This is a genomic window from Leifsonia sp. Leaf336 (genome assembly GCF_001423695.1).
Taxonomy (GTDB): domain Bacteria; phylum Actinomycetota; class Actinomycetes; order Actinomycetales; family Microbacteriaceae; genus Leifsonia.
In genome coordinates this window covers 575,226-597,524 of record NZ_LMOZ01000001.1, presented here as the reverse complement: position 1 = coordinate 597,524, position 22,299 = coordinate 575,226, and the positions used below count along the sequence as shown (strand labels likewise).

Genomic DNA, 22,299 nt, shown 5'->3' with positions numbered 1-22,299 from the left:
CCCCATTGGGGCTCCCGTCTCGTTTTCCACGGATCTCGCCCGGCGAGGCCAGAGGGCCTCCCCGGCCACAATGCTGAGGACATGACAGCAATTTCGCGCACAACCGATACCGCAGAGAGACGCGCCCACCTCCGCTTGGTCGAGTCCGGAAGCCCTGCGACCTTCCGGCGGGGCGATCGACCTCGCTCCCGGCAGGAGCTGCTCGAGCGCCTCCAGCTTTTTGCAGCTCTACGGGCACGACCGCCGGTCTTCGCCTACTGGTCGGCAGCGCTGATCCATGGTCTCCCGTTCCTGACCCCTCCCCCTTCGACGATCCACGTCGTCACGACGGGTGCGTACGGAAGCGCCGGCCGGGGCGTCGTCTCGTCCCCACGACCCGTGGAAATGCAGGTGGAGCGCCGACACGGCCTGCTGGTGACCTCAGCCGCGCAGACGGTGGCCGACCTCGCGGGACGCACGTCGTTCGAAGAAGGAGTGGTCGTCGCAGATCACGTGCTAACCAGCGGCCCGTTCGGCGACCAGACGCCGCTCACCGCACGCATCGAGATCATGGCCGCCGCCGAACGCATCGTCGATGCCGGCGAACGGTCGCGCGCCTTGGCAGTCGCACGGTTTGCGGACGGCCGCGCAGGTTCGCCGCTCGAATCGATCAGCCGCGCGACCATGGCACTGGCGGGTGCGCCTGCTCCTGAGCTCCAATTCGCGGTCCACGACCTGGACGGTCAGTTCGCGCGGGTCGCCTTCGGCTGGCCGACGCTCGGACTGGCGGGCGAAGTGGATGGCGCCGAAAGGCTCCTTCACCCCGTGTTTCACCGCTCGCGCGATGCCCAAGATCGCCTCGCGGCGCGGACGCAGCGCCAGCGGCGGATCGAGGCCGCAGGGCTGCGCATCATCCGCTGGCGTAGGGAAACCGGCCGTCGTGTCGACAGGATGCGCGAGCTCTTGGTGAGCGAGGGAATGCCACTCGACCCCGTCTCCCGTCGTGCCGAGCTCGGCCTGGACGCGTGATTGCACGGAAAAGCGGGACCGACCTCGGTCGATCCCGCCCGAACGGCGCCTCGCGCCGCCGCTCTCGTGGTTCCAAGTCCGCTTACGCGGTGTCCGAACTATTCATCCGTGATCCGGTCAGCGGCTTGGTCTGGTTTGCGAGGTCCATGCTCACCATAGGCACTCTCCCTTCGTCGACGGATCCGTTCGGTTGAAACGGTGGGACAATTCTGCGCCCGACCGGCCGAGAGGTAAACCCCCCGAACCATGATCGTCTTGAGGCGGGTAAAACGACGGAGGGCCGGATCCTCGCGGATCCGGCCCTCGCCGAGTGAGTCTGCTCGGTAGACCGAGCGAATGACTTACTTGTTGATCTTGGTCACCGTACCGGCGCCCACGGTGCGGCCACCCTCACGGATGGCGAAGCCGAGGCCCTCCTCCATGGCGATCGGCTGGATCAGCTCGACCGACATGTCGGTGGTGTCGCCGGGCATGACCATCTCGGTGCCCTCGGGCAGCGAGATGACGCCGGTGACGTCGGTGGTACGGAAGTAGAACTGCGGACGGTAGTTCGTGTAGAAGGGGTTGTGACGGCCACCCTCCTCCTTCGAGAGAATGTAGGCAGTGCCCTCGAAGTTGGTGTGCGGCGTAACCGAACCCGGCTTCACGACGACCTGGCCGCGCTCCACGTCCTCGCGCTTGGTGCCGCGGAGGAGCAGACCACAGTTCTCGCCGGCCCAGGCCTCGTCGAGCTGCTTGTGGAACATCTCGATACCAGTGACCGTGGTCTTCTGCGTCGGGCGGATGCCGACGATCTCGACCTCGGAGTTGATGGCGAGGGTGCCACGCTCGGCGCGACCGGTGACGACGGTGCCACGACCGGTGATCGTGAAGACGTCCTCGATCGGCATCAGGAACGGCTTGTCCTTGTCGCGCACCGGGTCCGGGATGGACTCGTCGACGGCGTCCATGAGGTCGAGAACCGACTGGACCCACTTCTCGTCACCCTCGAGAGCCTTGAGGCCCGAGACGCGCACGACGGGGGCGTTGTCGCCGTCGAAGTCCTGGCTGGAGAGCAGCTCGCGGACCTCGAGCTCGACGAGCTCCAGGATCTCCTCGTCGTCGACCATGTCGGACTTGTTCAGCGCGACGAGCAGGTACGGAACGCCGACCTGCTTGGCCAGCAGCACGTGCTCGCGGGTCTGAGCCATCGGGCCGTCGGTGGCGGCGACCACGAGGATCGCGCCGTCCATCTGGGCAGCGCCGGTGATCATGTTCTTGATGTAGTCGGCGTGACCCGGGGCGTCGACGTGCGCGTAGTGGCGCTTCGGCGTCTCGTACTCGACGTGCGAGATGTTGATCGTGATACCACGCTGACGCTCTTCCGGAGCCGAGTCGATCGACGCGAAGTCGCGCTGCACGTTGGTCGCCGACGGGTACTTGTCAGCAAGCACCTTGGAGATCGCCGCGGTGAGCGTCGTCTTGCCGTGGTCGACGTGACCGATGGTTCCGATGTTCACGTGCGGCTTAGTCCGCTCGAACTTGGCCTTAGCCACTGTGGTCCTCCTCAGGACTCTCGTGCAGACACCCCGGTCGACGGATTTCGACCGGAGGGTCTACGGGATTGGTTTCTTATGTTACGGGATGTTGCCTGGGAGCAGTGACCGAGGTCACTCGCCCTTGCTCTTCTGGACGATCTCGTCGGCGACAGCCTTCGGGACCTCCGCGTAGCTGTCGAACTGCATCGAGTACACCGCACGGCCCGAGGTCTTGGACCGCAGGTCGCCGATGTAGCCGAACATCTCGGACAGCGGGACGTTGGCGCGGACGACCTTGACGCCGCTCGCATCCTCCATGGACTGGATCTGTCCACGGCGGGAGTTGAGGTCGCCGATGACGTCGCCCATGTACTCCTCCGGCGTACGCACCTCGACCGCCATGAGCGGCTCGAGGAGCACCGGGTTCGCCTTGCGCGCAGCCTCCTTGTAGGCCATCGAGCCGGCGATCTTGAACGCCATCTCCGAGGAGTCGACGTCGTGCGAGGCACCGTCGACGAGCGTCGCCTTGACGCCCACCGTCGGGAAGCCGGCGAGCACGCCGACCTGCATCGCGTCCTGGATTCCCGCGTCGACCGAGGGGATGTACTCGCGCGGCACGCGACCACCGGTGACGGCGTTCACGAACTCGTACGAGGTCTCCGGGGTGACGTCCATCGGCTCCAGGCTGATCTGCACCTTTGCGAACTGACCGGAACCACCGGTCTGCTTCTTGTGGGTGTAGTCGTACTTCTCGACCGTGCGGCGGATCGTCTCGCGGTAGGCCACCTGGGGCTTGCCCACGTTGGCCTCGACGTTGAACTCGCGCTTCATGCGGTCGACGAGGATGTCGAGGTGGAGCTCGCCCATGCCCTTGATGACGGTCTGGCCGGTCTCCTGGTTCTGCTCGGTGCGGAACGTCGGGTCCTCTTCGGCCAGCTTCTGGATCGCGGTGCCCAGCTTCTCCTGGTCGGCCTTGGTCTTCGGCTCGATCGCGACCTCGATCACCGGCTCCGGGAAGGTCATCGACTCGAGCACGACCTGGTTGTCCGGGTCGCTCAGGGTGTCACCGGTGGTGGTGTCCTTGAGGCCGATCACCGCGTAGATGTTGCCGGCGGTGACGTAGTCGACCGGGTTCTCCTTGTTGGCGTGCATCTGGAAGATCTTGCCGATGCGCTCCTTCTTGCCCTTGGTCGAGTTCACGACCGCGGCACCGGAGTCGACACGGCCCGAGTACACGCGCACGTAGGTCAGACGACCGAAGAACGGGTGCACTGCGACCTTGAACGCGAGGGCCGAGAACGGCTCGGTGGCGTCGGCGTGACGGAGGATGACCTCCTCCTCGTCGCGCGGGTTGTGCGCCTCGATGGCGGGCACGTCGAGCGGCGAGGGGAGGTAGTCGATCACTGCGTCGAGCATCGGCTGAACACCACGGTTCTTGAACGCGGAACCGCAGAGGACCGGGTAGATCTCGTTGTTCACGGTGAGCTTGCGGATGGCCGCCTTGATCTCCGGAACGGTGATCTCCTCGCCGCCGAAGAACTTCTCAAGCAGCACGTCGTCGGTCTCGGCGACGGTCTCGAGGAGACGGTTGCGGTACTCCTCGGCCTTCTCCTGAAGGTCGGCGGGGATCTCCTGGACCTCGTACTTGGCGCCCATCGTCACGTCGCCCTTGGCGTCGCCCGGCCACACCAGCGCGCGCATCTCGATCAGGTCGACGACGCCGACGAAGTCGGACTCGGAACCGATCGGGAGCTGCATCACCAGCGGCTTGGCGCCGAGGCGGGAAACGATCGTGTCGACGGTGAAGTAGAAGTCGGCGCCCAGCTTGTCCATCTTGTTGACGAAGCAGATGCGCGGGACGACGTACTTGTCGGCCTGACGCCACACGGTCTCCGACTGGGGCTCGACGCCCTCCTTCGCGTCGAAGACCGCGACGGCACCGTCGAGCACGCGGAGCGAACGCTCCACCTCGACCGTGAAGTCGACGTGTCCGGGGGTGTCGATGATGTTGATCTGGTTCTTGTTCCAGAAACAGGTCACGGCCGCGGACGTGATGGTGATGCCGCGCTCCTTCTCCTGCTCCATCCAGTCGGTGGTCGACGCACCGTCGTGGGTCTCACCGATCTTGTGGTTGACGCCCGTGTAGAACAGGATGCGCTCGGTCGTGGTGGTCTTGCCGGCATCGATGTGGGCCATGATGCCGATGTTGCGGACCTTCTTCAGGTCGGTGAGCACGTCCTGTGCCACAGGTTTCCTCCGAAAAGTAGAGAGTGGAAGGGGTGCCGCCCGGGCGGAGCACTCCTGGGGAGTACAACGCCCGGACGACGAAAAGTGTTACCAGCGGTAGTGGGCGAAGGCCTTGTTCGACTCGGCCATCTTGTGGGTGTCCTCGCGGCGCTTGACCGCGGCACCCAGACCGTTCGACGCGTCGAGGATCTCGTTGGTGAGACGCTCGGTCATCGTCTTCTCGCGACGGCCCTTGGCGTAGCTGGTGAGCCAGCGAAGCGCGAGGGTGTTCGCGCGGTGCGGCTTGACCTCGACCGGCACCTGGTAGGTCGAACCGCCGACGCGGCGGCTGCGGACCTCGAGGGTCGGGCGGATGTTGTCGAGCGCCTTCTTGAGCGTGACGACCGCGTCCTGGCCGGACTTGGAGGCGACACCCTCGAGCGCGTCGTAGACGATGCGCTCGGCGAGGCCCTTCTTGCCGTCGAGGAGGATCTTGTTGACGAGCTGGCTGACGACCGGCGCGCCGTACACCGGGTCGGCGACGACGGGGCGCTTCGGAGCGGGACCCTTGCGAGGCATTACTTCTTCTCCATCTTCGCGCCGTAGCGGCTGCGAGCCTGCTTGCGGTTCTTGACGGCCTGGGTGTCGAGGGCGCCACGGACGATCTTGTAGCGGACGCCGGGCAGGTCCTTCACACGGCCGCCGCGGACGAGCACCATCGAGTGCTCCTGCAGGTTGTGGCCCTCACCGGGGATGTACGCGGTGACCTCGGTCCCGTTCGAGAGCTTGACACGCGCGACCTTGCGGAGCGCCGAGTTCGGCTTCTTGGGGGTGGTGGTGTAGACACGGGTGCACACGCCGCGCTGCTGGGGGTTGGACTTCAGGGCGGGAGCCTTGGTCTTGGTGACCTTCGGCGTCCGGCCCTTCCGAACCAACTGCTGAATGGTTGGCACTGAACTTCTCCTTATATGGACTGCACGGTGACAGTTGTTGCTTTTTCCCCGCACCCCGATCCACCCGCTTCGCGGGTCGCTCGGGAAGTGAGGAGTATCGGACCGATGGCCGATATGCCGTGGGGGCAGGGTTCCGTGCGGTTCCTTGCCCATCGGATGAGTACGTGCCGGCCCGCCTGTTTCCCCGTGAGGGCGCCCGTCGCCAGGCATGGAACAAGCGCGCGACAGAGCGCACACCCGATAAATACTATCGTCCGCGCGGTAAGCGGTCAAATGAACGAGGGCGTGCTAGCGCGCTGTCCGCGCACAGCGAAAGATCTCACCCTCGCGTGAAACCCGGGGTGATTCCACCGGGGTCGTACACCGAACTCGTGTGTGACATCCACAATACATATGTGACACTTGCCGGGTGCAGACCTTCGAACGCGCCGTCCTGGGCGGCCTCAAGCTAGACCGCGCCGACCTCGACGAGTCCAGCCGCCACGTCATCGACCTCTCCCGCTCCGGCGGCGGGATCGTCGTCACTTCCAACGTCTCGATCTCGCGGCACCTGCGGACGGTCGGCCTCCCCGAGCTCGAGCGGGAGACCTCGTTCTGGACCGTGGACGGCGTCCCCCTCACCTGGTTGCTGCGGATCGCTGGTAGGGGGCGGTTCCCGCGAGTCACCGGCACCGACCTGATGAACGCCGTCATCGAGCACCCCGCCGCGACAGACCTGCGCGTCGGCATCGTCGGCGCGGCGGCGACCGAAGCCGAGACGTTCTACCGCGCGAAGGGACACTCGCACGTGCACGGGTCCGACCTCCCGTTCGCGGAACCGGGCAGCCTCGCGCTGATCGACGCGGCTAGCGCGTTCATCGAGACCGTCCGTCCGGACGTCCTGTTCGTCTGCTTAGGCTTCCCGAAGCAGGAGCGCCTGATCCTCGAACTGCGCAAGAGGCACATCGACAGCATCGTCTTCATCGGCGCAGGCGCCGCGGCGCAGATGAACACCGGCCACTTTCCCCGGGCGCCGCACCTGATGCGCCGACTCGGACTGGAGTGGGTGTGGAGGATGGGGCAGGACCCGCACCGACTCGTCAAGCGCTACCTGCTGCAGGATCTGCCGTGGCTCGTCGGGATGATCCCGATCGCGCTGGCAGAGCGGGTGCGGACCCGGCGTCGCCGGACGACGGCGGCCCCTCACTCGTTCGCGGAACCCTCCCGCGCGCCGGAGAGCGCGGAGGAGAGCGTGGCGAGCGAGCGCTCCGATCGAGCGGCCTGACCCCCGGGTCAGGGGCGAGCCTGGCGTCCCGAGGTTCGTCCGATCAGCGGGGAGACGCTCCCGGCCATGCTGTCACTGTCCAGTCGCGTGGCGGCGGGACGGAAGCGTCGGAAATCGAACCTCTCTGACGGGTTGCCGCAGCGTATCGGCAGGGATGGACCGCTACGTCCACCCTCCGAGTCACATCCCGCGGGACGACCCTCATTCGTCGTCGGGACGCTCCCACGGCCAACGCGGCCTCCCGCGCTGCCGAAAGCGGCCGACGAGCACGAGTTGGTACAGCAGCATGATCAGGAACGCCACCACCGCGACCGCAATGGCATACAGGCTGGCGAACCGAGACACGGCGAAGAGCGCGAAGCGGAGGGCGTCCCCGGTCGCGAGCGCACCGGCCACTCCTCCGGAGAGACAGTAGGCGAGGTAGCACGCCAGGCCCGCGCCGAGCGCATTGAGCGGTGCGATACGCTGCTGCTCTCCCGGCACGCGGATCCCGGTGAGAATGAGCAGGACGAGGAATACGCCGACGGCGACGGCGACCATGATCGGCCCGACCAGCGGCCCAGCCGCCGGATCCGGGATCACCTCGGTGTCCGTCGCGAGCGAGATCACGCCGAACGCGGCGACGAGCACGGCGAGGTAGAGCCCGGCGGCGAAGCAGGCGACGACGATCACGTAGGAACGTTCCTCACGCATAGGAGTCTCCCGGAGCCGGCCTGCGACGGATCGGAACGGGCGTGTCAGTACCCCTGCTGCGCGTAGGCGTTGGCGGCCTGGTTCTGCGCATCGGCGACCTGCTGCTCGTAGTCGGCCTGCGCCTCCGCGTTGCGTGCCTTGAGCTTACGGCCGCGAGCGGCGAGCCAGGCGCCGGTCCAGATGGAGACCTCCCGGGCGATCACGCCGGCCAGGACGGCGAACGGAGCGACCCACACCTGGTTGAGCAGGATCTGCCGCTCACCGGGGTTCTTCTGGAAGTAGCCATTGTCGACGAGCACGGCGCCGATGTAGACGAGGTAGACGAGGATGGCGACGAACAGGCCCCCGAGGATGTACGCCCACCAGCGGGCGCGGTTGATGATCTGGATCAGCACCACCATGCCGACGAAGAAGGCGACGATCGGCGCCCACGCCGCGCTACGAGTGGAGAACTGGATGAGGGCCGGAATGAAGTCACTGGTGGGAGCGATCATCGCTCCCACCACGACGACAGCGAGCGCCCACAGGACGGCGAAGAGCACGGTGCCGACGAGCGCGATCAGGATGCCGACGCCGCGGTTGCTCTTGCGCTTGGGCGGCTCGGGCCGCTGCAGGAAGATCGGTGCGACCGGATGCGGCGCCATGGGCGGCGCGGCGACCGGCTCGGGCTGGGCGGCGTAGGCGGCCGTGGCTGCGGCGGGTGCCGCAGCCTGCTGGGCGGCCGCTTGCTGGGCGGCCTCCCCTGCGATGATCACGGGCGCGGCCGACTGCGCGGGCGACGCCGTGTCGACCGTAGCGTCACCGGCGGCGGTCGCTCCCGGCTCGGTGTGCGTGCGCGCGACGGCGGCCGCGATGTCGTCGTCGGAGGCCGTCACAGGCTCGAGTTCGATCGTCGGCGCGGGAGCGGCGGGTGCGGCAGCGGCCGGTGCCGGGGTCGCCGGCGCGTTCTCGTCAGCGGGACGGTTGACGTGACCGCGGGCGGAGACGGGGCCCGACGGGGGCGCGGCCATGTCGGGATCGGTGTCGTGCGGCTCGGTTGCAGAGTCGGCGGCGGCCGGCTCGGCGGGTGCTTCTGCGGTGGTCGCCGGCTGTTCGGCAGGCGTCGGCTCGGCTGCCGCGGAGGCGGCGGGCGCGGTGGCCGGGTCGACGTCGGGCGCGTTCGGCCCTGCGCCGTCCCGCTTGTCAGCGGGTTCCGGTGTCGTGTCGCTCATGCTGGCACTCCTCGCTCCGCCCCAGTGGGCACCTGTAAGTGGTGCCCACTGTAGCAACGGGGGTGCCCAAGTCGAGGGAGGGCGGGCCGGGATGCGGCCCTAGTGCTTCGAAGCGGGGGCGGCCGTCGTGGGCTTCAGAGAGAACAGGTACCCCGAGACGCGCCCGTCCCAGCCCGGCCCGGTCGTCGAGGACGCTACGTTCGATCCGGTGACCAGGAACAGACGGTCTCCCGACTGGATGGCGCCGACGAAAGCCTGGAGCTGGGCTTGAGAACCGGACGCGGTGATGACGATCGGGATGAGCGAGAGGTTGTCGGCCGTGATAGCCGGGTTCTGGACGGGCGGCATCCCTGGAACGCTGCTCGCACTCGGCGCGGGCGTCGGAGTCGCTGCAGGAGCCGGAGTGGGCGTCGCGGTCGACGACCCGGACGCGGAGGCAGCCGCCGCCGGCGCCGCAGGCGGCACGGGGGCCGTGTAAGGGACGGCGTCCGACGGGGTCACTTTGGTGATCGTCACGCCCGCGGATGCGGCGAGCTGGTTGAGCTCGGAGTAGAACGCGGGGAGCCCCGCATCCGCCGGAATGGCCTTGGCCAGTTCCGCGAGCTGCGCCTGCGTCTCCGGCAGCTTCGCGTGCGCATCCTTCAACGCCTGGAGCTGCGAGTTGTAAGTGGCGTTCTGAGCATCGATCTGAGCGCGCTGGACCGCCGCCTGCCCAGCGGCCCCGAGCTGCGGGGCGATGGCGACGAACCAGCCCCCCACCAGCACCAGGGCTGACAGCGCGACGGCGCCGATGATCCACAAGCGATTCTTGTCCACGGTTACTCCCCCTTTCCGGTGAGACGGTGGTCGTACGCCTTCTCGTTGAGGTGCACGGTCACGTTGACGGTGTAGGCCCCGGTCGTCGCGTCGCGCGACGCGTCATCGGTGATGGCATCGACCACTCCGGGGACACTTCCCAGCGCAGTGAGCCAGGCCGGCATCGCGTCCAAGGAGCCGGCGTCGGCCGTCATCTTGACAGTGGCGACGCGCGCCCCTTGAAGAGGAGCGTCGGCCTGCTGGTAGATGGCGATCGGTGATGCCGAATCGGTCTGGAGCGCGGTCAGTGTCACGCCGGCCGGTACTGTCGCTTCGAGGAGCCCGTAGTATTTCGCCCAGTCGATCTCTGTCGAACCCGCTACCTGCTGCGCCGCCTTCGCGACCTCGACCTGCTGCTGCGCTACGCGCGTCGAGAGGAACGACTGCTGCTGTTGTAGCAACGACTGGGACTCGGCTTGGCCTTCGGCCACGGACGACTGTGCTGCGACGGAAAGTGCCGCGGCGCCGCCGGCGCCCAGGATCACCAGGACGACCACGCCCAGCACCGAATAGATCAGCACACGCCGAGTGCTGCGCGCCTTGCGCTCGGCCCTGATCTGCGGAGGCATCAGATCGACAACCGGCTCCGGGATGCGGAACCCGATCGCTTGCTGCGGCCCCCGGGACCGCTGCGACGCCTTCCGTCGCCCCGCGGCCGTTTCCTCCTCAGACACCGCCGAGTTCTTGATGGCGAGAGTCATGCTGCCCTCCTCAAGGCCAGGCCGAGCGCTACGCTGAGCGACGGCCGATCGGCGCGCAACGCGTCCGTCGAGACCTTCCTGGACAAACCGACGGCGCGGAACGGGTCGCCCGCGTGGACGGGAATGCGTGACATCTCTGCGAGCGCCTCATGAAGACCCGCGAGCTGCGATCCGCCGCCGGTGAGGACGATTCCTGCGATCCGTTCCTCCGGCCGGGTGTTGATGAAGTAGTTGACGGTGTTCCGGAGACTCGTCAGCAACTCGCCGGTGACCTGCAGGAGCACATCCGCGACTCGCTTCTCATCGAGGGTCTCCGCCCGCCGCACGAGTCCGAACTCCCGCTTCTGGCGTTCCGCGGTCTCGAGGTCCACTTCCAGCGCCGATTGGAGTGCCTTCGTCGCGTCGGCGCCTCCCGCCGGAATGATGCGGACGAATTGCGGTACACCGTCCTTCACGATCACCACATTGGTGGTCGCGGCGCCGATGTCCACGAGCGCATAGGTGCCGCCGACTTGCGTACGAGCAGCCAGTGCCCGCGCAAGTGCGAACGGGATGAGGTCCACGTCGGACGCTTGAAGACCCGCCAGCTCGGTTGCACGGACATTGGCAAGAACAGCGTCTTTCACGGCGGCTACCAAGAGCCCGGTGAGCACGGGACCGGTGTCTGTCTGCGACTCGGCGACGGGATAGAAGTCGAGGAGCGCGTCACTCACCGGAAGCGGCAGAAGATCCTGAACGTGGAACGGAAGCGACTCACGGATCCGCTCGCGGGGCCCGGACGGAACCGTGAGGTCGCGCACGAGCACGCGTTGGTTGCCCATCCCAAGTACCGCGGTACGGCTGCGGAACTTTCCGGCGCTCCACAGCTGCTTCAAGCAATGGGCGACCGTGTTCGGCTCGATCACTTCCCCTCGTTCGACGGCTCCAGTCGGAAGCGGAACGGTCGCGTAGCTGACGAACGTCGGCTTCGCCTTATCCGGATTCTCGAGTTCTACGGCGCGCAGCGAGGTCGTGCCGATGTCCACGCCGACGATTCTGGTTGTCATGTGGTTCCTCGTTTTCCTAATTCAATCCCACGATTGAGAGGTAGAAGCGGGCGAGAGGCTCGCCCCAGAACACGCCGACCCAGCACCCGGCGAGCATCCACGGGCCGAATGGGATGCCCTTCCCGCGGCTTGTGCGCCGGAGGCCCAGGAGGACTACGGCATAGAGGCCGCCCAACACGAACGCGGCGAACGATCCCACGATCAGCTCGGACCACCCCGACCAGCCGAGGTACATCCCGATGACCGCGGCGAGCTTGACGTCTCCGAAACCCATTCCGCCGCGGTAGGCGAGCGCGAGAAGCAGGTAGCACGTGAACAGCACGCCGCTGCCTACGACGGCACGAAGGGCGTCGCCCCACCCTCCGCCGGTTACGGCTGCCGCCAACAGCAACACGGCACCGACGCCAAGGGTCGGGAGGACGATCACGTCGGGCAGACGGTGCGTATCGGCATCGATGAGTGCGAGGACGATGCTCACACCCGCGAACAGCAGGAAGGCGAACGCCCCGAAGACCGTGGGCAACGGGGGAGCTTCCGCGATGCCTCCGGCGACGGTGATCGCCCACCAGCACACGGCGGCGAAGGCCAGACCTGTCGCCGCCTCCACGAGCGGATAGCGGACGGAGATCGGAGTGGAGCAGTCGCGGCACCGACCACGCAGGATCAGCCAGGAGAACACGGGAATGTTATCCCAGGGTCGGATCGCTGATCCGCAGGACGGGCAGGCGCTCGCCGGCGATACAACCGATCGCCCCTCGGGCACACGATAAGCGACGACGTTGAGGAACGAGCCGATGAGAAGGCCCAGCACGCCGGCGAATCCGACGACGATGCCCATAAGGACTGTCATGGTTTGATCGATCACGGGATCACCGACCCGTCCGCGTTGAACGCGGTCTTCACTTCGACGACGGCCGTGGTTCCGTAGGTCGTCGAGACCGGCGAGAGGAACTTAGGAGGCGCCTCATAGGCGAGCCGGGAGTCGTACTGGTAGTTCTTGACGTAGCCGGTCGACACGGTTCCGCCGCTGGACTGGGCGACCGGGCCTCGGAACTTTTGGGCGATCGCCCCATTCACAGTGAGCGTCCCCTTCTTGCCAGCCGTGTAGTTCTGAACCTGGAAGGTGTGCGCGACTGAGAGGATCGCCGCGTCGATCTCGAGTCCGCTCTGCGACGAGTCGAGCAGCGAGCCGCTCGAGTTCACCGGGTTGTAAACCCAGACGGCGTTCTGACCCACGAGCCCGAGCATGTCCGCCTGATTGTCCACCCACTTGAGGTTCCCGACGACGTAGACGTAGTTGTCGGCCGCGATCGTCGCGGCACCGTGGAAGGTTCCCTGCACGAAGACGTCACCATTTCGGCAGCCGTACGACGGGGCAGAGGTGCTCGACGACGGAGCCTTCTCGTTCGCCATCGGGTATCCCAGCCCGTTGCTCGTTCCCGAGCTGCCCGACGCGTTCGAGCACGTGAAGCTGGTCGGGAAGGTGCCGGAGGCGTAGTAGTTCGGGTCGGTCGACGAGGTCGGAACGGTCTGCACGAAGATCAGGTTGTTCGCCGGAACCGGGATGGTCTGTCCCGCCGGGCTTCCCAGCTTGCCGGTCGAGGCATAGCCGGGAGTGCCGCAGGTGGTCGTGGGATTCACGCCGACGCCGGAGGGCGGATCCCCGGTGACGTTCGTCGCGCGCGTCCACGGACTGCGGACGGTCATCGTCCCGTCCGAATTGAAGGTGATCGTCGTCGGACCGGTGTAGAGGCAGCCCGGGCGGGCAACCGTCGCCGGCAGGTCGGTGCGCGTCTCCTGCTTCATCTGCGTGTTGGTGGCCGGCATCGGTACGACCGGCCCGTAACGCGGGTAGCCCGAGATGGCGAAGGTACCCGCGGCGCATCCGTTCGGGATGACGTAGTCGATGCCCGACGACGGGTTGTAACCCGTGGTGACGATCCCGTTGAACGTGGTGCCGCAGATCTGCAGTGTGTCGTTCGAGTGCACCGGCCCGTTGATCACGTCATTCGAGGCGAACTGGATGGTGGTGCAGTTGGGTCGACTGCTCACCGCCCAGGCGTACGCCGGCGTGCACAAGGTGGACGAGGTCGCCGGGTCCTGAATCTCGTAATCGGTGAAATAGAGGAAGTCGATGAAGCCGGATTGTTTCAGGTCCGCGACGATGGACCGGGTCGTCGTACCGACCATGCCCGTGGAACGCAATCGCAGAGTTCCGATCTGGGAGTATTTCGAGTTGTCCACCTCATAGCGGTACATCGCTGCTCCGGCGCTACCGGGAACGGTGGCCCAAGAACCGAGAGGGCCGACCCCGAAAGCCGGGTTGCCGTTCGTGCCGGTGAAGGTGCTCCCTGCACTGAACGGCGCCGTCGAGTTGCCGTACTGCTGATAGGTGTTGTCGTTGGCGAGCTTGGCCTGGTAGTCCTCGATGCCGGCGTAAGCGGCAGACATCGCGGCGTTCCAGTTGGAGTCGCCTGCCGACTTCACCGTGCCGCTGAGAGTCGACGCAGCCATCACCGAGACGAGCAGCAGGAGGACCATGCCGATGATCAGCACCATGGGGAGCGCCAAGCCATCTTCGGATCCCGGGCGTCGCGGCACGAGCTTGGAGATCATCATCACGACCTCGCTAGAGGGAGATTGGGAAGACCGACCGTGTTCTGGATGGTCACGTTCGACATGTCGCCGGCCGTGGTCGTACCTGCCGTGATCGACACCTGGACGGCGGCGATGCTCCTCGGGTTCGTCGCTGGGTTCGATAGGGGGGTGTTCGTCACCCCGAGATAGCTGAACAGCGGAGCGACGCTTCCCGACGAGGGGATGATGCTGCTGGCAAGGATGCGCTTGGTGGTCGCAGCGACCGAGGTGGGATTGGGGAACGTCCAGTATCCGCCGGTCTGAGCCGTCCCCGGCCAGACCTCCTCCACGAGGTTCCTGCTGGCATCCACGGAGAACCGGACCTGGATGGGCTGCTCGGCCGACGAGCTCAGATTGACGTAGGCGTAGACGGTGAGCGTCTCGGGACCGATCGATTGAAACGCGGGATCGTTCAGTGCCTGTCCCCTGACCGGGTTCTCGGTGGCGGCGCGCAGGACACGCGACACCTCGTTCATCCCGTTGGAAGCGGACTTGGTATTGGTGTCCAACGAACGGGAGATGGCGAAGTTGCGATTCGTCGACACGAAGACGGCACCGACGATTGTGAGCATGATCCCGAAGATCATCATCGCCACGAGTACCTCGGCGAGCGTGATGCCGGCATCCCGAGGCTGTGTGCGTTCCGTCGACGTGCTCACGGGCCGACCGTTCTCGGGTCGAGCGTGATGGTCGAGGGCGCTGTGACGATCGCTCGCGTCACCGGAGTCATTGAAGTCGTGGGGATGGAGGTCGTCGTGCTGCCCGAACTCGTTCCCGTATAGAGCTTCCAGGCGCCGAAGGGGAGGACGTAAGTCATGGTCGTCGCGGTGACCGGCCCGAACGTTAGGTTCGGCGTGCTGATCGCACATCCGGGATCTCCGGAGCCGCTCACCGGCGACTGGGACACGGCGGTGACATACCGGCCCACAGTGAGACCGCTGACCTTCACCACGCCGGAGGCCACCGGCATCGGACCGGACCCGCCGGGGCCAGCCGCCGGCGCGGCACCGACCGCCTTGCCTGTCGCGCCATCGCCGGAGGCGGGCGTCGTCCAGGCGGCGGGATCGACGGTGAGGCAGGTCGGATTCGAACCGACCGGTGCGACGTAGGCACCCGCGAACGCGGAATAGCCGTCAGCGAACGGGAATAGCCGAATGCTCGCGGTGGTGCCGAGGGTCTGGGTATACACACCTCCGACCACGCTCACGAAGGTGACGGGCAGGTTCGTGGGAGGCACCCCGGAGGTGTACTGCAGCGAATACAGAGCGCCGTTGTCGTAGGTGAACGGCGCCTTGCCGACGCCGCCGCCCGAGACAGGAAGTGTCGAGACGACAGGGTTCGGGTTCTGCTTGATGTCCACGTAGTTCGGCGTGGAGAGCTTCACATCGTAGTTGCCGGGCGTCACCTTCAGCGCATATGTGCAGCCGTTGGAATCCGTCGCCGCGGGCTGCGCCGCGAGTGCGACCGCACCATTGGGGTTGGTCGATGACGGCGAGACCGTCGCCGTCACTCCCTCGGTTCCGGCACCGGTCGAGGAGGTGACGGAGATGATGATCGTGCCCAGCATCGGATCGTTGATGCGGCTGTTCGGCGCGATGATGCTGTTGGCGGTGACGGGACTCGTCCCGGCTACCTGACCATCCCAGCTGACGGAGATGTTCAGCTTCTTGTACTGAAGCGTGCCACCGCCGGCGCCGCAAGCGACGGTGCTGTTGTTCGTCGGCACCCAGTCAGCTTTGCGGCTGATGTGAAAGGTCGTTCCGTTGACGACCTGGGTCCACGCGTCGCTGTCGATGGTGAACACATTGCTCACCGAGCGGTCGTAGTCGATCTCCTGCGCGGCGAGGTTGGTGGCGATCTCGCGGGCACGGGACTCGCGGACGCGGACCAGAGAGCTGGTCATCGAGAAGGCGACCAGGGTGGCGATGATGCCGAAGACGAAGATGGCGATCATGACCTCGATCAGCGTCAGACCGTCGTCGCCGTCGAGGCGGCGGAGGATCCGGCTAATGGACATGGTCACCTCCTTCGGGTTGAGGCGAGACTGCTGGAGACGAGGGACGGCCGGTGGGGCGCCGCGAGAATGGCGCCCCACTGGCCGGACGGATCAGTTACCCGGGAGCGCCGTGCAGGCTCCGGAGGAGACGCCGTTCTTCGAGTCGACGTGGAACGGGTTCTTCGTGTCGGCGCTGATCGCGTCAACGCAGAAGTTGGTGAAAGTCGAGCTGGCGAAGGCCTTGGGGGCCTGCCCGCCGGTCCCGGTGTAGTTTCCACTCGCGGTCGCTCCGAGCGAGCTCAGGGTCGGACCGCTGGTGCCGATCACCGTCGTCGGGTCCAACGAGGTCGGGAAGGTCGCCGACGGGTTGTTGGTGTACGCGGCGACCAGGGCGGTCTTCACGTTCGACAGGTCGGTCTTGACCGCCGTGTCCTTGGCGTTGTTCTGGATGCCGATGTAGATCGGGATGGCGATGGCGGCGAGGATGCCGATGATGATGACCACGACGAGGAGCTCGATCAGGGTGAAGCCCTTCTCGCCCTCCTCCAGGAGGCCCTTACGACGGGCGTTCAGCTTGCCCATGAGTCGGAAGTACATTGCAGTTGTCCTTCGGTCGGGAATTCGAGCGGCCAATCGGTCCGTTCGTCGCTTGATGCTATTTCGAAGAAAATTCGGAGGATAATCCCACGAAAGGGGGGAATATCGCACCTTAGATACCCCAGTCCGGGGGGACAGAACCCCCGAACGAGTCACTTGATGAGCGAACCGATCTGGAAGATCGGCATGTACAGAGCGATGACCATGCCGCCGATCACGACGCCGAGGAACCCGATGAGAATGGGTTCGATCATCGCGGTCAGCTGCTCCGTCGCAGCCTCCACTTCTTGCTCGTAGAAGTCGGCGATCTTATTCAGCATGGTCTCCAGCGAGCCGGAGTCCTCCCCCACGGCGATCATCTGCGTGACCATGGCCGGGAACACAGGCTGCTGCAACAGAGGCTTCGCAATCGACTCGCCCTGGCGGACCGACTCGGAGACCTCGACAAGAGCCCGCTCGATCACCCAGTTGCCGCTCGTTTCGCCCACGATCCTGAGAGCCTGCAGGATCGGCACGCCGGCACCGATCATGTTCGAGAGGTTGCGGCTGAAGCGCGCGACAGCGATCTTCTTCAAGAGCGGCCCGAAGACGGGGACCTTGAGCTTGAGCGGATCCACGCGCCTCCGGACCTCGACCGTGTGCCGATTGCGCGACCACCAGATCGCGAAGACGATCAGGCCGACGATGAGGATCGGAGCGATCCAGACCATCGCATGCGAGAGGATGACGAGGATCTCGGTCGGCACCGGCAGCGGTGCCCCGAGGCCTTTGAACATGTTCTCGAACACCGGGACGATGAAGAGCAGCATCGCCATTACCGCGAGCAGAGACATGGCCAGGACGATGACGGGGTAGGTCATCGCTGACTTGATCGTCGAACGGAGTTTGACCTCCTTCTCGAAGTTCTCCGCGACCGACTCCAGGGCGTCGTCGAGAAAGCCACCGGTCTCGCCAGCACGCACCATGTTGATCATCAGGGGAGGGAAGACCCTGTCGTGCTTCCGAAGCGCATCCGAGACGGAGACACCGGTCTCGACGTCGTCACGGACGCCCTCCATCATCGCCGCGAGCTTCTTGTTCTCCGTCTGCTCGGCGAGGATGTTCAGCGTCTTCAGCAACGAGAGACCCGCGGCGATCATCGTGGCCATCTGCCGGCTGAGGATCGCCAGATCCTTCAGCTTTACGCCGGTGCCGAACCCGATGTTGATGTCGCGATTGAGGCCGGTGCCTTCCGGTGCCTCCGAGACGGAGATCGGTGAGACCCCGAGCGTGCGCAGCCGAGCCACTGCCGCCGACTGTCCCTGCGCGTCGAGCTTCCCCTTGACGATCTTGCCGTCGACGTCGCGGCCCTTGTAAGCGAAGGTTGTTGCTCCAGCCAATTACCTCACCGTGCCTGAGTAGGTGTCGCCATAGTCCGGCCCGCTGGTCGAGATCGCGGCACCCTGGGCAGCCGCCCCGTCCACGCGCTGGATGAGTCGCCCGATGCCCTCGGTGTCGTGAGCCTTCTCGAGAGCGGCGGTACGCGTCACCGTTCCCGCATTGACCAGGTCTGCGAGGTGCTGGTCCATAGTGTGCATCCCCGACTCGCGGCCCGCCTGCATCATGGACGAGATCTGATAGGTCTTGCCCTCACGGATCAGGTTCGCGATCGCCGGGGTGATCATGAGTATCTCCGTCGCGACCGCGCGCCCACGCCCGGATGCGCGTTTGACTAGCGTCTGGCAGACGACCCCCTGAAGTGTGGCCGCGAGCTGGGCGCGCACTTGGTCCTGCTGATGCGGCGGGAATACGTCGATGACACGGTCGATCGTCTGAGGCGCGTCCTGCGTGTGCAGGGTTGCGAACACCAGGTGACCGGTCTCCGCAGCGGTCAGCGCGACGGAGATCGTCTCCAGGTCGCGGAGCTCACCGATCAGGATCACGTCGGGGTCCTGACGGAGAACGTGCTTGAGCGCGTTGTTGAAGCTGTGGGTATCGTGGCCCACTTCGCGCTGGTTCACGATCGCGCGCTTGTGCTTGTGCATGAACTCGATCGGGTCTTCGACTGTGACGATATGGTCCGCTCGCGTGGTGTTCACCAGATCGATGAGAGCCGCGAGAGTCGTCGACTTGCCGGATCCGGTCGGTCCCGTCACGAGTACCAGTCCGCGCGGAAGCTGGGCGAACTTCGCGATCTGCTCGGGCACACCGAGCTCTCGCAGTTGCTTGATCTCCGTCGGGATGAGGCGGAAGGCAGCTCCGATCGAACCGCGTTGCTGATAGAGATTGACGCGGAATCGCGAGTTCGCAGAGATCGTGAACGCGAAGTCGAGCTCCAGCTCGCGGGAGAAGATCTCCTGCTGACGTGACGTCAGGAGGCTCATCAATGCCGTTCTCGTCCGGTCGTGGTTCCAGGGATCGCTAGCTCCGGCCGGCGTTAGCGATCCGTCGATGCGGACCATCGGCGACGCGCCGGCGGTGACGTGGAGGTCGGAAGCACCGCGATAGACGACCTCGCGAAGCGCGGCGACGAGCTCGGGGTCCGCACCCTCCAGAGCCGACCGCTCGTCGGGCGTCAGTAGGGTGAGGTCGTCGGCGGGGTGGTCGTGAGTGGCGGCGACCGCCGTCGCGGGTTCGACGACCTCGGTGTACTCGGCGGCCCGTCGTCCTGCCGGAACGAGACGTGGAGCCTCCGTGGGGTGCGCCGGGTCGATCGGGGCGTTGGCGGCCGTTTCCAACGACCACACCACTGACGATGGGGAAGAGCCTGCCGGTGGCGGAGCAGCGGGCGCGAGGTGCTCCACCCCGCCCTGAATGACGGGATACGCCGCGGTGGGCGCCGGAGGCTGCTCCGCGAAAGATCGCGGCGCTGGCCATGTCGGCGGCTCGACCGGCACGCCGGCTCCGGGATTCCAGCCTTCCGCCGTTGCGCCCGGAGGCGTGACGGGGATCTCGTAGATCGGCTTCGCCGTCGGCGGCGGGAACCCGCCCCAGCTCTCGTCGTTCGTTGTCATCGGCCCTCCTAGGCAACCACTCTCAGGATCTCTTCCACGGACGTCATGCCGCGCTTGACCTTCTCCCAGCCGTCCTCGCGCAGAGTCAACATGCCCTGCTCCCGGGCGGTGCGTCCGATCTCGGCGCTCGAGGCGCGCTCGACGGCCAGCCGCTCGATGTCCTCGGTCACCGCCATCACCTCATGCACCGCGATCCGGCCCCGGTAACCGGTGTTGGAGCAGGAGGGGCATCCCACCGGGACGTAGAGGTCAGGCAGCGGTTGCTCGGCTGACACCGGGAACCGCAACCGGATCAGGTCGTCGTGCGTGTACGCCCCAGGCTGCTTGCACCGCTCGCAGAGCCGGCGGGCGAGGCGCTGGGCGACCACGCAGTCGAGCGCCGAGCCCACCAGGAACGGCTCGATGTCCATCTCGGTCAGACGGGTCACAGCGCTCGGCGCGTCGTTGGTGTGCAGGGTCGAGAGCACCAGGTGGCCGGTGAGCGACGCCTCGATGGCGATCTGCGCGGTCTCATGGTCGCGGATCTCGCCCAGCAGCACGACATCCGGGTCGCTGCGGAGGATGCTGCGCAGCGCGCTCGCGAATGTCAGGCCCGCCTTGGGGTTGACCTGCACCTGGTTGATCCCCGCCATCCGGTACTCGACCGGGTCCTCCACGGTGATCACGTTGATCTCGGGGCGGGCCACGGCATTGAGGGTCGTGTAGAGCGTCGTCGACTTGCCCGAGCCGGTCGGGCCGGTGACCAGGATCATCCCGTACGGCTTGGAGTACGACGCCCGGTAGGTCTCGAAGTTGCGCTCGAGCAGGTTGAGGTCGGTGAGCGTCATCCCGGTGTTCGAGTTGTCCAGGATTCGCATGACGACCTTCTCGCCCCACACGGTCGGCAGCGTCGCCACGCGGAGGTCGATCTGACGGCCGCCGTGCACGACCGACATGCGGCCGTCCTGCGGCTTGCGGCGCTCGGCGATGTCGATGTCGCTCATGATCTTGAGGCGCGAGATCACGCCGTTCTGGATCGCCTTCGGCGCGCTCTGCATCGCGTGCAGCACGCCGTCGATGCGATACCGCACGCGCACGTCATGCTCGGCAGGCTCGATGTGGATGTCGGAGGCGTGGTCCTGGATGGCCTGGCTCACGAGCAGGTTCACGAACCGTACGATCGGGGCCTCGTCGTCGCCGTCGGTCAGAGCGCTCTGATCCTCGACGGGAGCGGATTCCTCCTCCAGCGTCGTGGTGAGGTCGCTGAGCTCATCGTCGGCGCGGATGTGGCGATCGATCGCGGTCAGGAGGTCGGCCTCGTCGGCGACGACCGGGGACACGCCCATGCGTGCGGCGGCACGCACGTCGTCGAGCGCGAAGACATTGCCCGGGTCGGCCATGGCCAGCACGACAGATCCGTCGACGATCCCGATGGGCAGCACGGTGTGCCGGCGGCAGATCACGCCGGGGATCAGGGCGACCGCCGTGCGGTCGACCGGGTAGTCGGCGAGCTCGACGAAGGGGAGGCCGGACTGCGTCGCGCGGGCGCGCGCGAGCTGCCCGGCGGTGATCGCCCCGCGGCTCAGCAGCTCACGGACGACGGCCTCGTCGGCACTCGGCTCGGTCTCGACACGGTCCAGGTACTCGATCGGGAGATGGCCGTGCAGGATGAGGATCTCGGTCATGGACGCCACGGGGGACCTCCTCGGATAGAAGTCCTGCCGCTTCGGGTATACGACAGGGCGCCGCCGTCGCCCGGGCGAGACTCCGGGCGGGGCGAAGCCTTGTCACCGTAACCGCCCCGCGCTCACCCGGAACAGACCCGCTTGCGGGTGCCCCGCGCGCGGGGGCCAGCGCTGCGGAGCGCCGAATGTGCTGCCCGCCGCCCGATAGATTGACCGAGAGACGCGGCTCGGGGAAGGAGAGACTCGTGGACGCAGCGCCGAATGACGCGACACCGAACGACGCCCCTCCCCGTCGCGCTCGGTACGCCTACTGGCTACTGGCCTCCGTGCCGTTCGCTCTCGTCCTCGACGTCTGCCTGACCGGATTGGCCGATTTCGCGTGGTGCGGCTTGAACTCCTGCCTCTACCCGACCAGTCCCGCGGAATCGAGAATGAGTCTCCTCGCGGCCGTCCCGCTCCTCTTCGGCATCCTGCTGCTCACGTTCCTCGCACTCGCGCTGCCCCCGTGGACACCCGGATGGAAACGCCCGGCGATTGCTGGGGCGGTCGGACTCCTGGCGGTCGGTGCGGCCACGATCGTGGTCTTCTCGCACTGACCGATCGTCGCGACAGCGCGATCAGGTCAGCGCCGGCGGAGGTCGCCGCGGCGGCTGGCGAGGTAGACGAGGATGCCGCCGAGCACGGCGCAGCCCATGGTCGTCAGCCAGAACGGGAGGGTGCCGGCAGCGTTACCGGTGGCCGCCTGGACGATGCCCACGACGAAGCTGACCACGGCGACCACGAGTGCGACGGCGGCGAAGCCCAGCATCGAGCGGCCGACCGTGTCCGTGTACTCCAGAAGCCTCCACACGCTTCCATTCTCGCGTATTCACGCGGGCACCGACGACGAAGGCCCCCGGCGTGAGCCGGGGGCCTTCGTGGTACGGACTACCTACGGG

Annotated in this window: 21 protein-coding genes; 3 read left to right on the top strand and 18 right to left on the bottom strand. The window is 66.4% G+C overall.

All coding sequences use genetic code 11. The features are described from left to right. Positions 1–378: 378 nt before the first annotated feature. Complete coding sequence (locus ASF88_RS02820; RefSeq protein WP_157498177.1) at positions 379–1,008, top strand: hypothetical protein; 630 nt, start codon at positions 379–381, stop codon at positions 1,006–1,008. Positions 1,009–1,349: 341 nt separating this feature from the next. Here ASF88_RS02820 and tuf read toward each other — a convergent pair whose 3' ends face one another. The 4 genes from tuf to rpsL all read right to left on the bottom strand — a co-directional run bounded on the left by tuf (position 1,350) and on the right by rpsL (position 5,704). Beyond that, the gene (gene tuf / locus ASF88_RS02815) at positions 1,350–2,543 is read right to left on the bottom strand and encodes an elongation factor Tu (RefSeq protein WP_055913937.1); all 1,194 of its coding nucleotides are present in this window, start codon (positions 2,541–2,543) and stop codon (positions 1,350–1,352) included. Positions 2,544–2,657: 114 nt separating this feature from the next. Beyond that, the gene (fusA, locus tag ASF88_RS02810) at positions 2,658–4,772 is read right to left on the bottom strand and encodes an elongation factor G (protein WP_055913934.1); all 2,115 of its coding nucleotides are present in this window, start codon (positions 4,770–4,772) and stop codon (positions 2,658–2,660) included. Positions 4,773–4,859: 87 nt separating this feature from the next. Beyond that, positions 4,860–5,330, bottom strand: a complete 471-nt coding sequence (gene rpsG, locus ASF88_RS02805) for a 30S ribosomal protein S7 (protein ID WP_055913932.1) — start codon at positions 5,328–5,330, stop codon at positions 4,860–4,862. Then, entirely contained in the window at positions 5,330–5,704 is a 375-nt protein-coding gene (rpsL, locus tag ASF88_RS02800) for a 30S ribosomal protein S12 (protein WP_055913929.1), read from the bottom strand. The genes rpsG and rpsL overlap by 1 nt, the downstream gene beginning before the upstream one ends. Before the next feature lie 409 nt (positions 5,705–6,113). Here rpsL and ASF88_RS02795 point away from each other — a divergent pair, with 409 nt between their 5' ends. Continuing rightward, on the top strand, positions 6,114–6,968 hold the full coding sequence (locus ASF88_RS02795; protein ID WP_055913924.1) for a WecB/TagA/CpsF family glycosyltransferase: 855 nt from the start codon (positions 6,114–6,116) through the stop codon (positions 6,966–6,968). A 201-nt stretch (positions 6,969–7,169) separates the two neighbouring features. Here ASF88_RS02795 and ASF88_RS02790 read toward each other — a convergent pair whose 3' ends face one another. From ASF88_RS02790 to ASF88_RS02730, 13 genes are all read right to left on the bottom strand, one after another. After that, a complete protein-coding gene (locus tag ASF88_RS02790; protein ID WP_055913921.1) occupies positions 7,170–7,661 on the bottom strand; it encodes a DUF6121 family protein in 492 nt (163 codons plus the stop codon). 44 nt (positions 7,662–7,705) lie between these two features. Further along, entirely contained in the window at positions 7,706–8,872 is a 1,167-nt protein-coding gene (locus tag ASF88_RS02785; protein ID WP_055913918.1) for a hypothetical protein, read from the bottom strand. A gap of 99 nt (positions 8,873–8,971) precedes the next feature. Then, positions 8,972–9,688 carry a type 4a pilus biogenesis protein PilO gene (gene pilO / locus ASF88_RS02780; RefSeq protein ID WP_055913910.1) on the bottom strand — a complete coding sequence of 239 codons (717 nt, stop codon included), beginning with the start codon at positions 9,686–9,688 and terminating at the stop codon, positions 8,972–8,974. 2 nt (positions 9,689–9,690) lie between these two features. Further along, positions 9,691–10,428, bottom strand: coding sequence for a hypothetical protein (locus ASF88_RS02775; protein WP_055913907.1), 738 nt, complete (start codon positions 10,426–10,428; stop codon positions 9,691–9,693). Continuing rightward, the gene (pilM, locus tag ASF88_RS02770; RefSeq protein ID WP_055913905.1) at positions 10,425–11,474 is read right to left on the bottom strand and encodes a type IV pilus assembly protein PilM; all 1,050 of its coding nucleotides are present in this window, start codon (positions 11,472–11,474) and stop codon (positions 10,425–10,427) included. The genes ASF88_RS02775 and pilM overlap by 4 nt, the downstream gene beginning before the upstream one ends. Positions 11,475–11,490: 16 nt before the next feature. Next, positions 11,491–12,324, bottom strand: coding sequence for a prepilin peptidase (locus ASF88_RS02765; protein WP_055913903.1), 834 nt, complete (start codon positions 12,322–12,324; stop codon positions 11,491–11,493). Positions 12,325–12,335: 11 nt separating this feature from the next. Next, the gene (locus ASF88_RS02760) at positions 12,336–14,033 is read right to left on the bottom strand and encodes a hypothetical protein (protein WP_235493255.1); all 1,698 of its coding nucleotides are present in this window, start codon (positions 14,031–14,033) and stop codon (positions 12,336–12,338) included. A gap of 59 nt (positions 14,034–14,092) precedes the next feature. Then, positions 14,093–14,770 (bottom strand): PulJ/GspJ family protein, encoded by a 678-nt coding sequence (locus ASF88_RS02755; RefSeq protein WP_055913900.1) that lies wholly within the window; start codon positions 14,768–14,770, stop codon positions 14,093–14,095. Continuing rightward, entirely contained in the window at positions 14,767–16,128 is a 1,362-nt protein-coding gene (locus tag ASF88_RS02750) for a type IV pilus modification PilV family protein (protein WP_055913897.1), read from the bottom strand. Before ASF88_RS02750 ends, ASF88_RS02755 begins: the two co-directional genes overlap by 4 nt. A gap of 90 nt (positions 16,129–16,218) precedes the next feature. Next, on the bottom strand, positions 16,219–16,704 hold the full coding sequence (locus ASF88_RS21080) for a type II secretion system protein (protein WP_055913894.1): 486 nt from the start codon (positions 16,702–16,704) through the stop codon (positions 16,219–16,221). Positions 16,705–16,856: 152 nt separating this feature from the next. Continuing rightward, on the bottom strand, positions 16,857–18,083 hold the full coding sequence (locus ASF88_RS02740; RefSeq protein ID WP_055913891.1) for a type II secretion system F family protein: 1,227 nt from the start codon (positions 18,081–18,083) through the stop codon (positions 16,857–16,859). Then, a complete protein-coding gene (locus tag ASF88_RS02735) occupies positions 18,084–19,697 on the bottom strand; it encodes a type IV pilus twitching motility protein PilT (protein ID WP_327063229.1) in 1,614 nt (537 codons plus the stop codon). An 8-nt stretch (positions 19,698–19,705) separates the two neighbouring features. Beyond that, positions 19,706–21,370, bottom strand: a complete 1,665-nt coding sequence (locus ASF88_RS02730; RefSeq protein ID WP_055913889.1) for a GspE/PulE family protein — start codon at positions 21,368–21,370, stop codon at positions 19,706–19,708. A gap of 236 nt (positions 21,371–21,606) precedes the next feature. Here ASF88_RS02730 and ASF88_RS02725 point away from each other — a divergent pair, with 236 nt between their 5' ends. Then, positions 21,607–21,957 (top strand): hypothetical protein, encoded by a 351-nt coding sequence (locus tag ASF88_RS02725; protein WP_055913887.1) that lies wholly within the window; start codon positions 21,607–21,609, stop codon positions 21,955–21,957. A gap of 26 nt (positions 21,958–21,983) precedes the next feature. On the opposite strand, the gene ASF88_RS02720 is transcribed toward ASF88_RS02725, so the two are convergent. Then, positions 21,984–22,211, bottom strand: a complete 228-nt coding sequence (locus ASF88_RS02720) for a hypothetical protein (protein WP_055913885.1) — start codon at positions 22,209–22,211, stop codon at positions 21,984–21,986. Between the last annotated feature and the right edge of the window lie 88 nt (positions 22,212–22,299).

Bases quoted from the DNA above. Each gene is read 5' to 3' on its own strand.
- rpsG (WP_055913932.1), bottom strand. From the start codon at position 5,330: ATGCCTCGCAAGGGTCCCGCTCCGAAGCGCCCCGTCGTCGCCGACCCG.
- ASF88_RS02790 (WP_055913921.1), bottom strand. From the start codon at position 7,661: ATGCGTGAGGAACGTTCCTACGTGATCGTCGTCGCCTGCTTCGCCGCC.
- ASF88_RS02785 (WP_055913918.1), bottom strand. From the start codon at position 8,872: ATGAGCGACACGACACCGGAACCCGCTGACAAGCGGGACGGCGCAGGG.
- ASF88_RS02775 (WP_055913907.1), bottom strand. From the start codon at position 10,428: ATGACTCTCGCCATCAAGAACTCGGCGGTGTCTGAGGAGGAAACGGCC.
- pilM (WP_055913905.1), bottom strand. From the start codon at position 11,474: ATGACAACCAGAATCGTCGGCGTGGACATCGGCACGACCTCGCTGCGC.
- ASF88_RS02765 (WP_055913903.1), bottom strand. From the start codon at position 12,324: ATGACAGTCCTTATGGGCATCGTCGTCGGATTCGCCGGCGTGCTGGGC.
- ASF88_RS02760 (WP_235493255.1), bottom strand. From the start codon at position 14,033: ATGGTGCTGATCATCGGCATGGTCCTCCTGCTGCTCGTCTCGGTGATG.
- ASF88_RS02750 (WP_055913897.1), bottom strand. From the start codon at position 16,128: ATGTCCATTAGCCGGATCCTCCGCCGCCTCGACGGCGACGACGGTCTG.
- ASF88_RS21080 (WP_055913894.1), bottom strand. From the start codon at position 16,704: ATGTACTTCCGACTCATGGGCAAGCTGAACGCCCGTCGTAAGGGCCTC.
- ASF88_RS02735 (WP_327063229.1), bottom strand. From the start codon at position 19,697: ATGACAACGAACGACGAGAGCTGGGGCGGGTTCCCGCCGCCGACGGCG.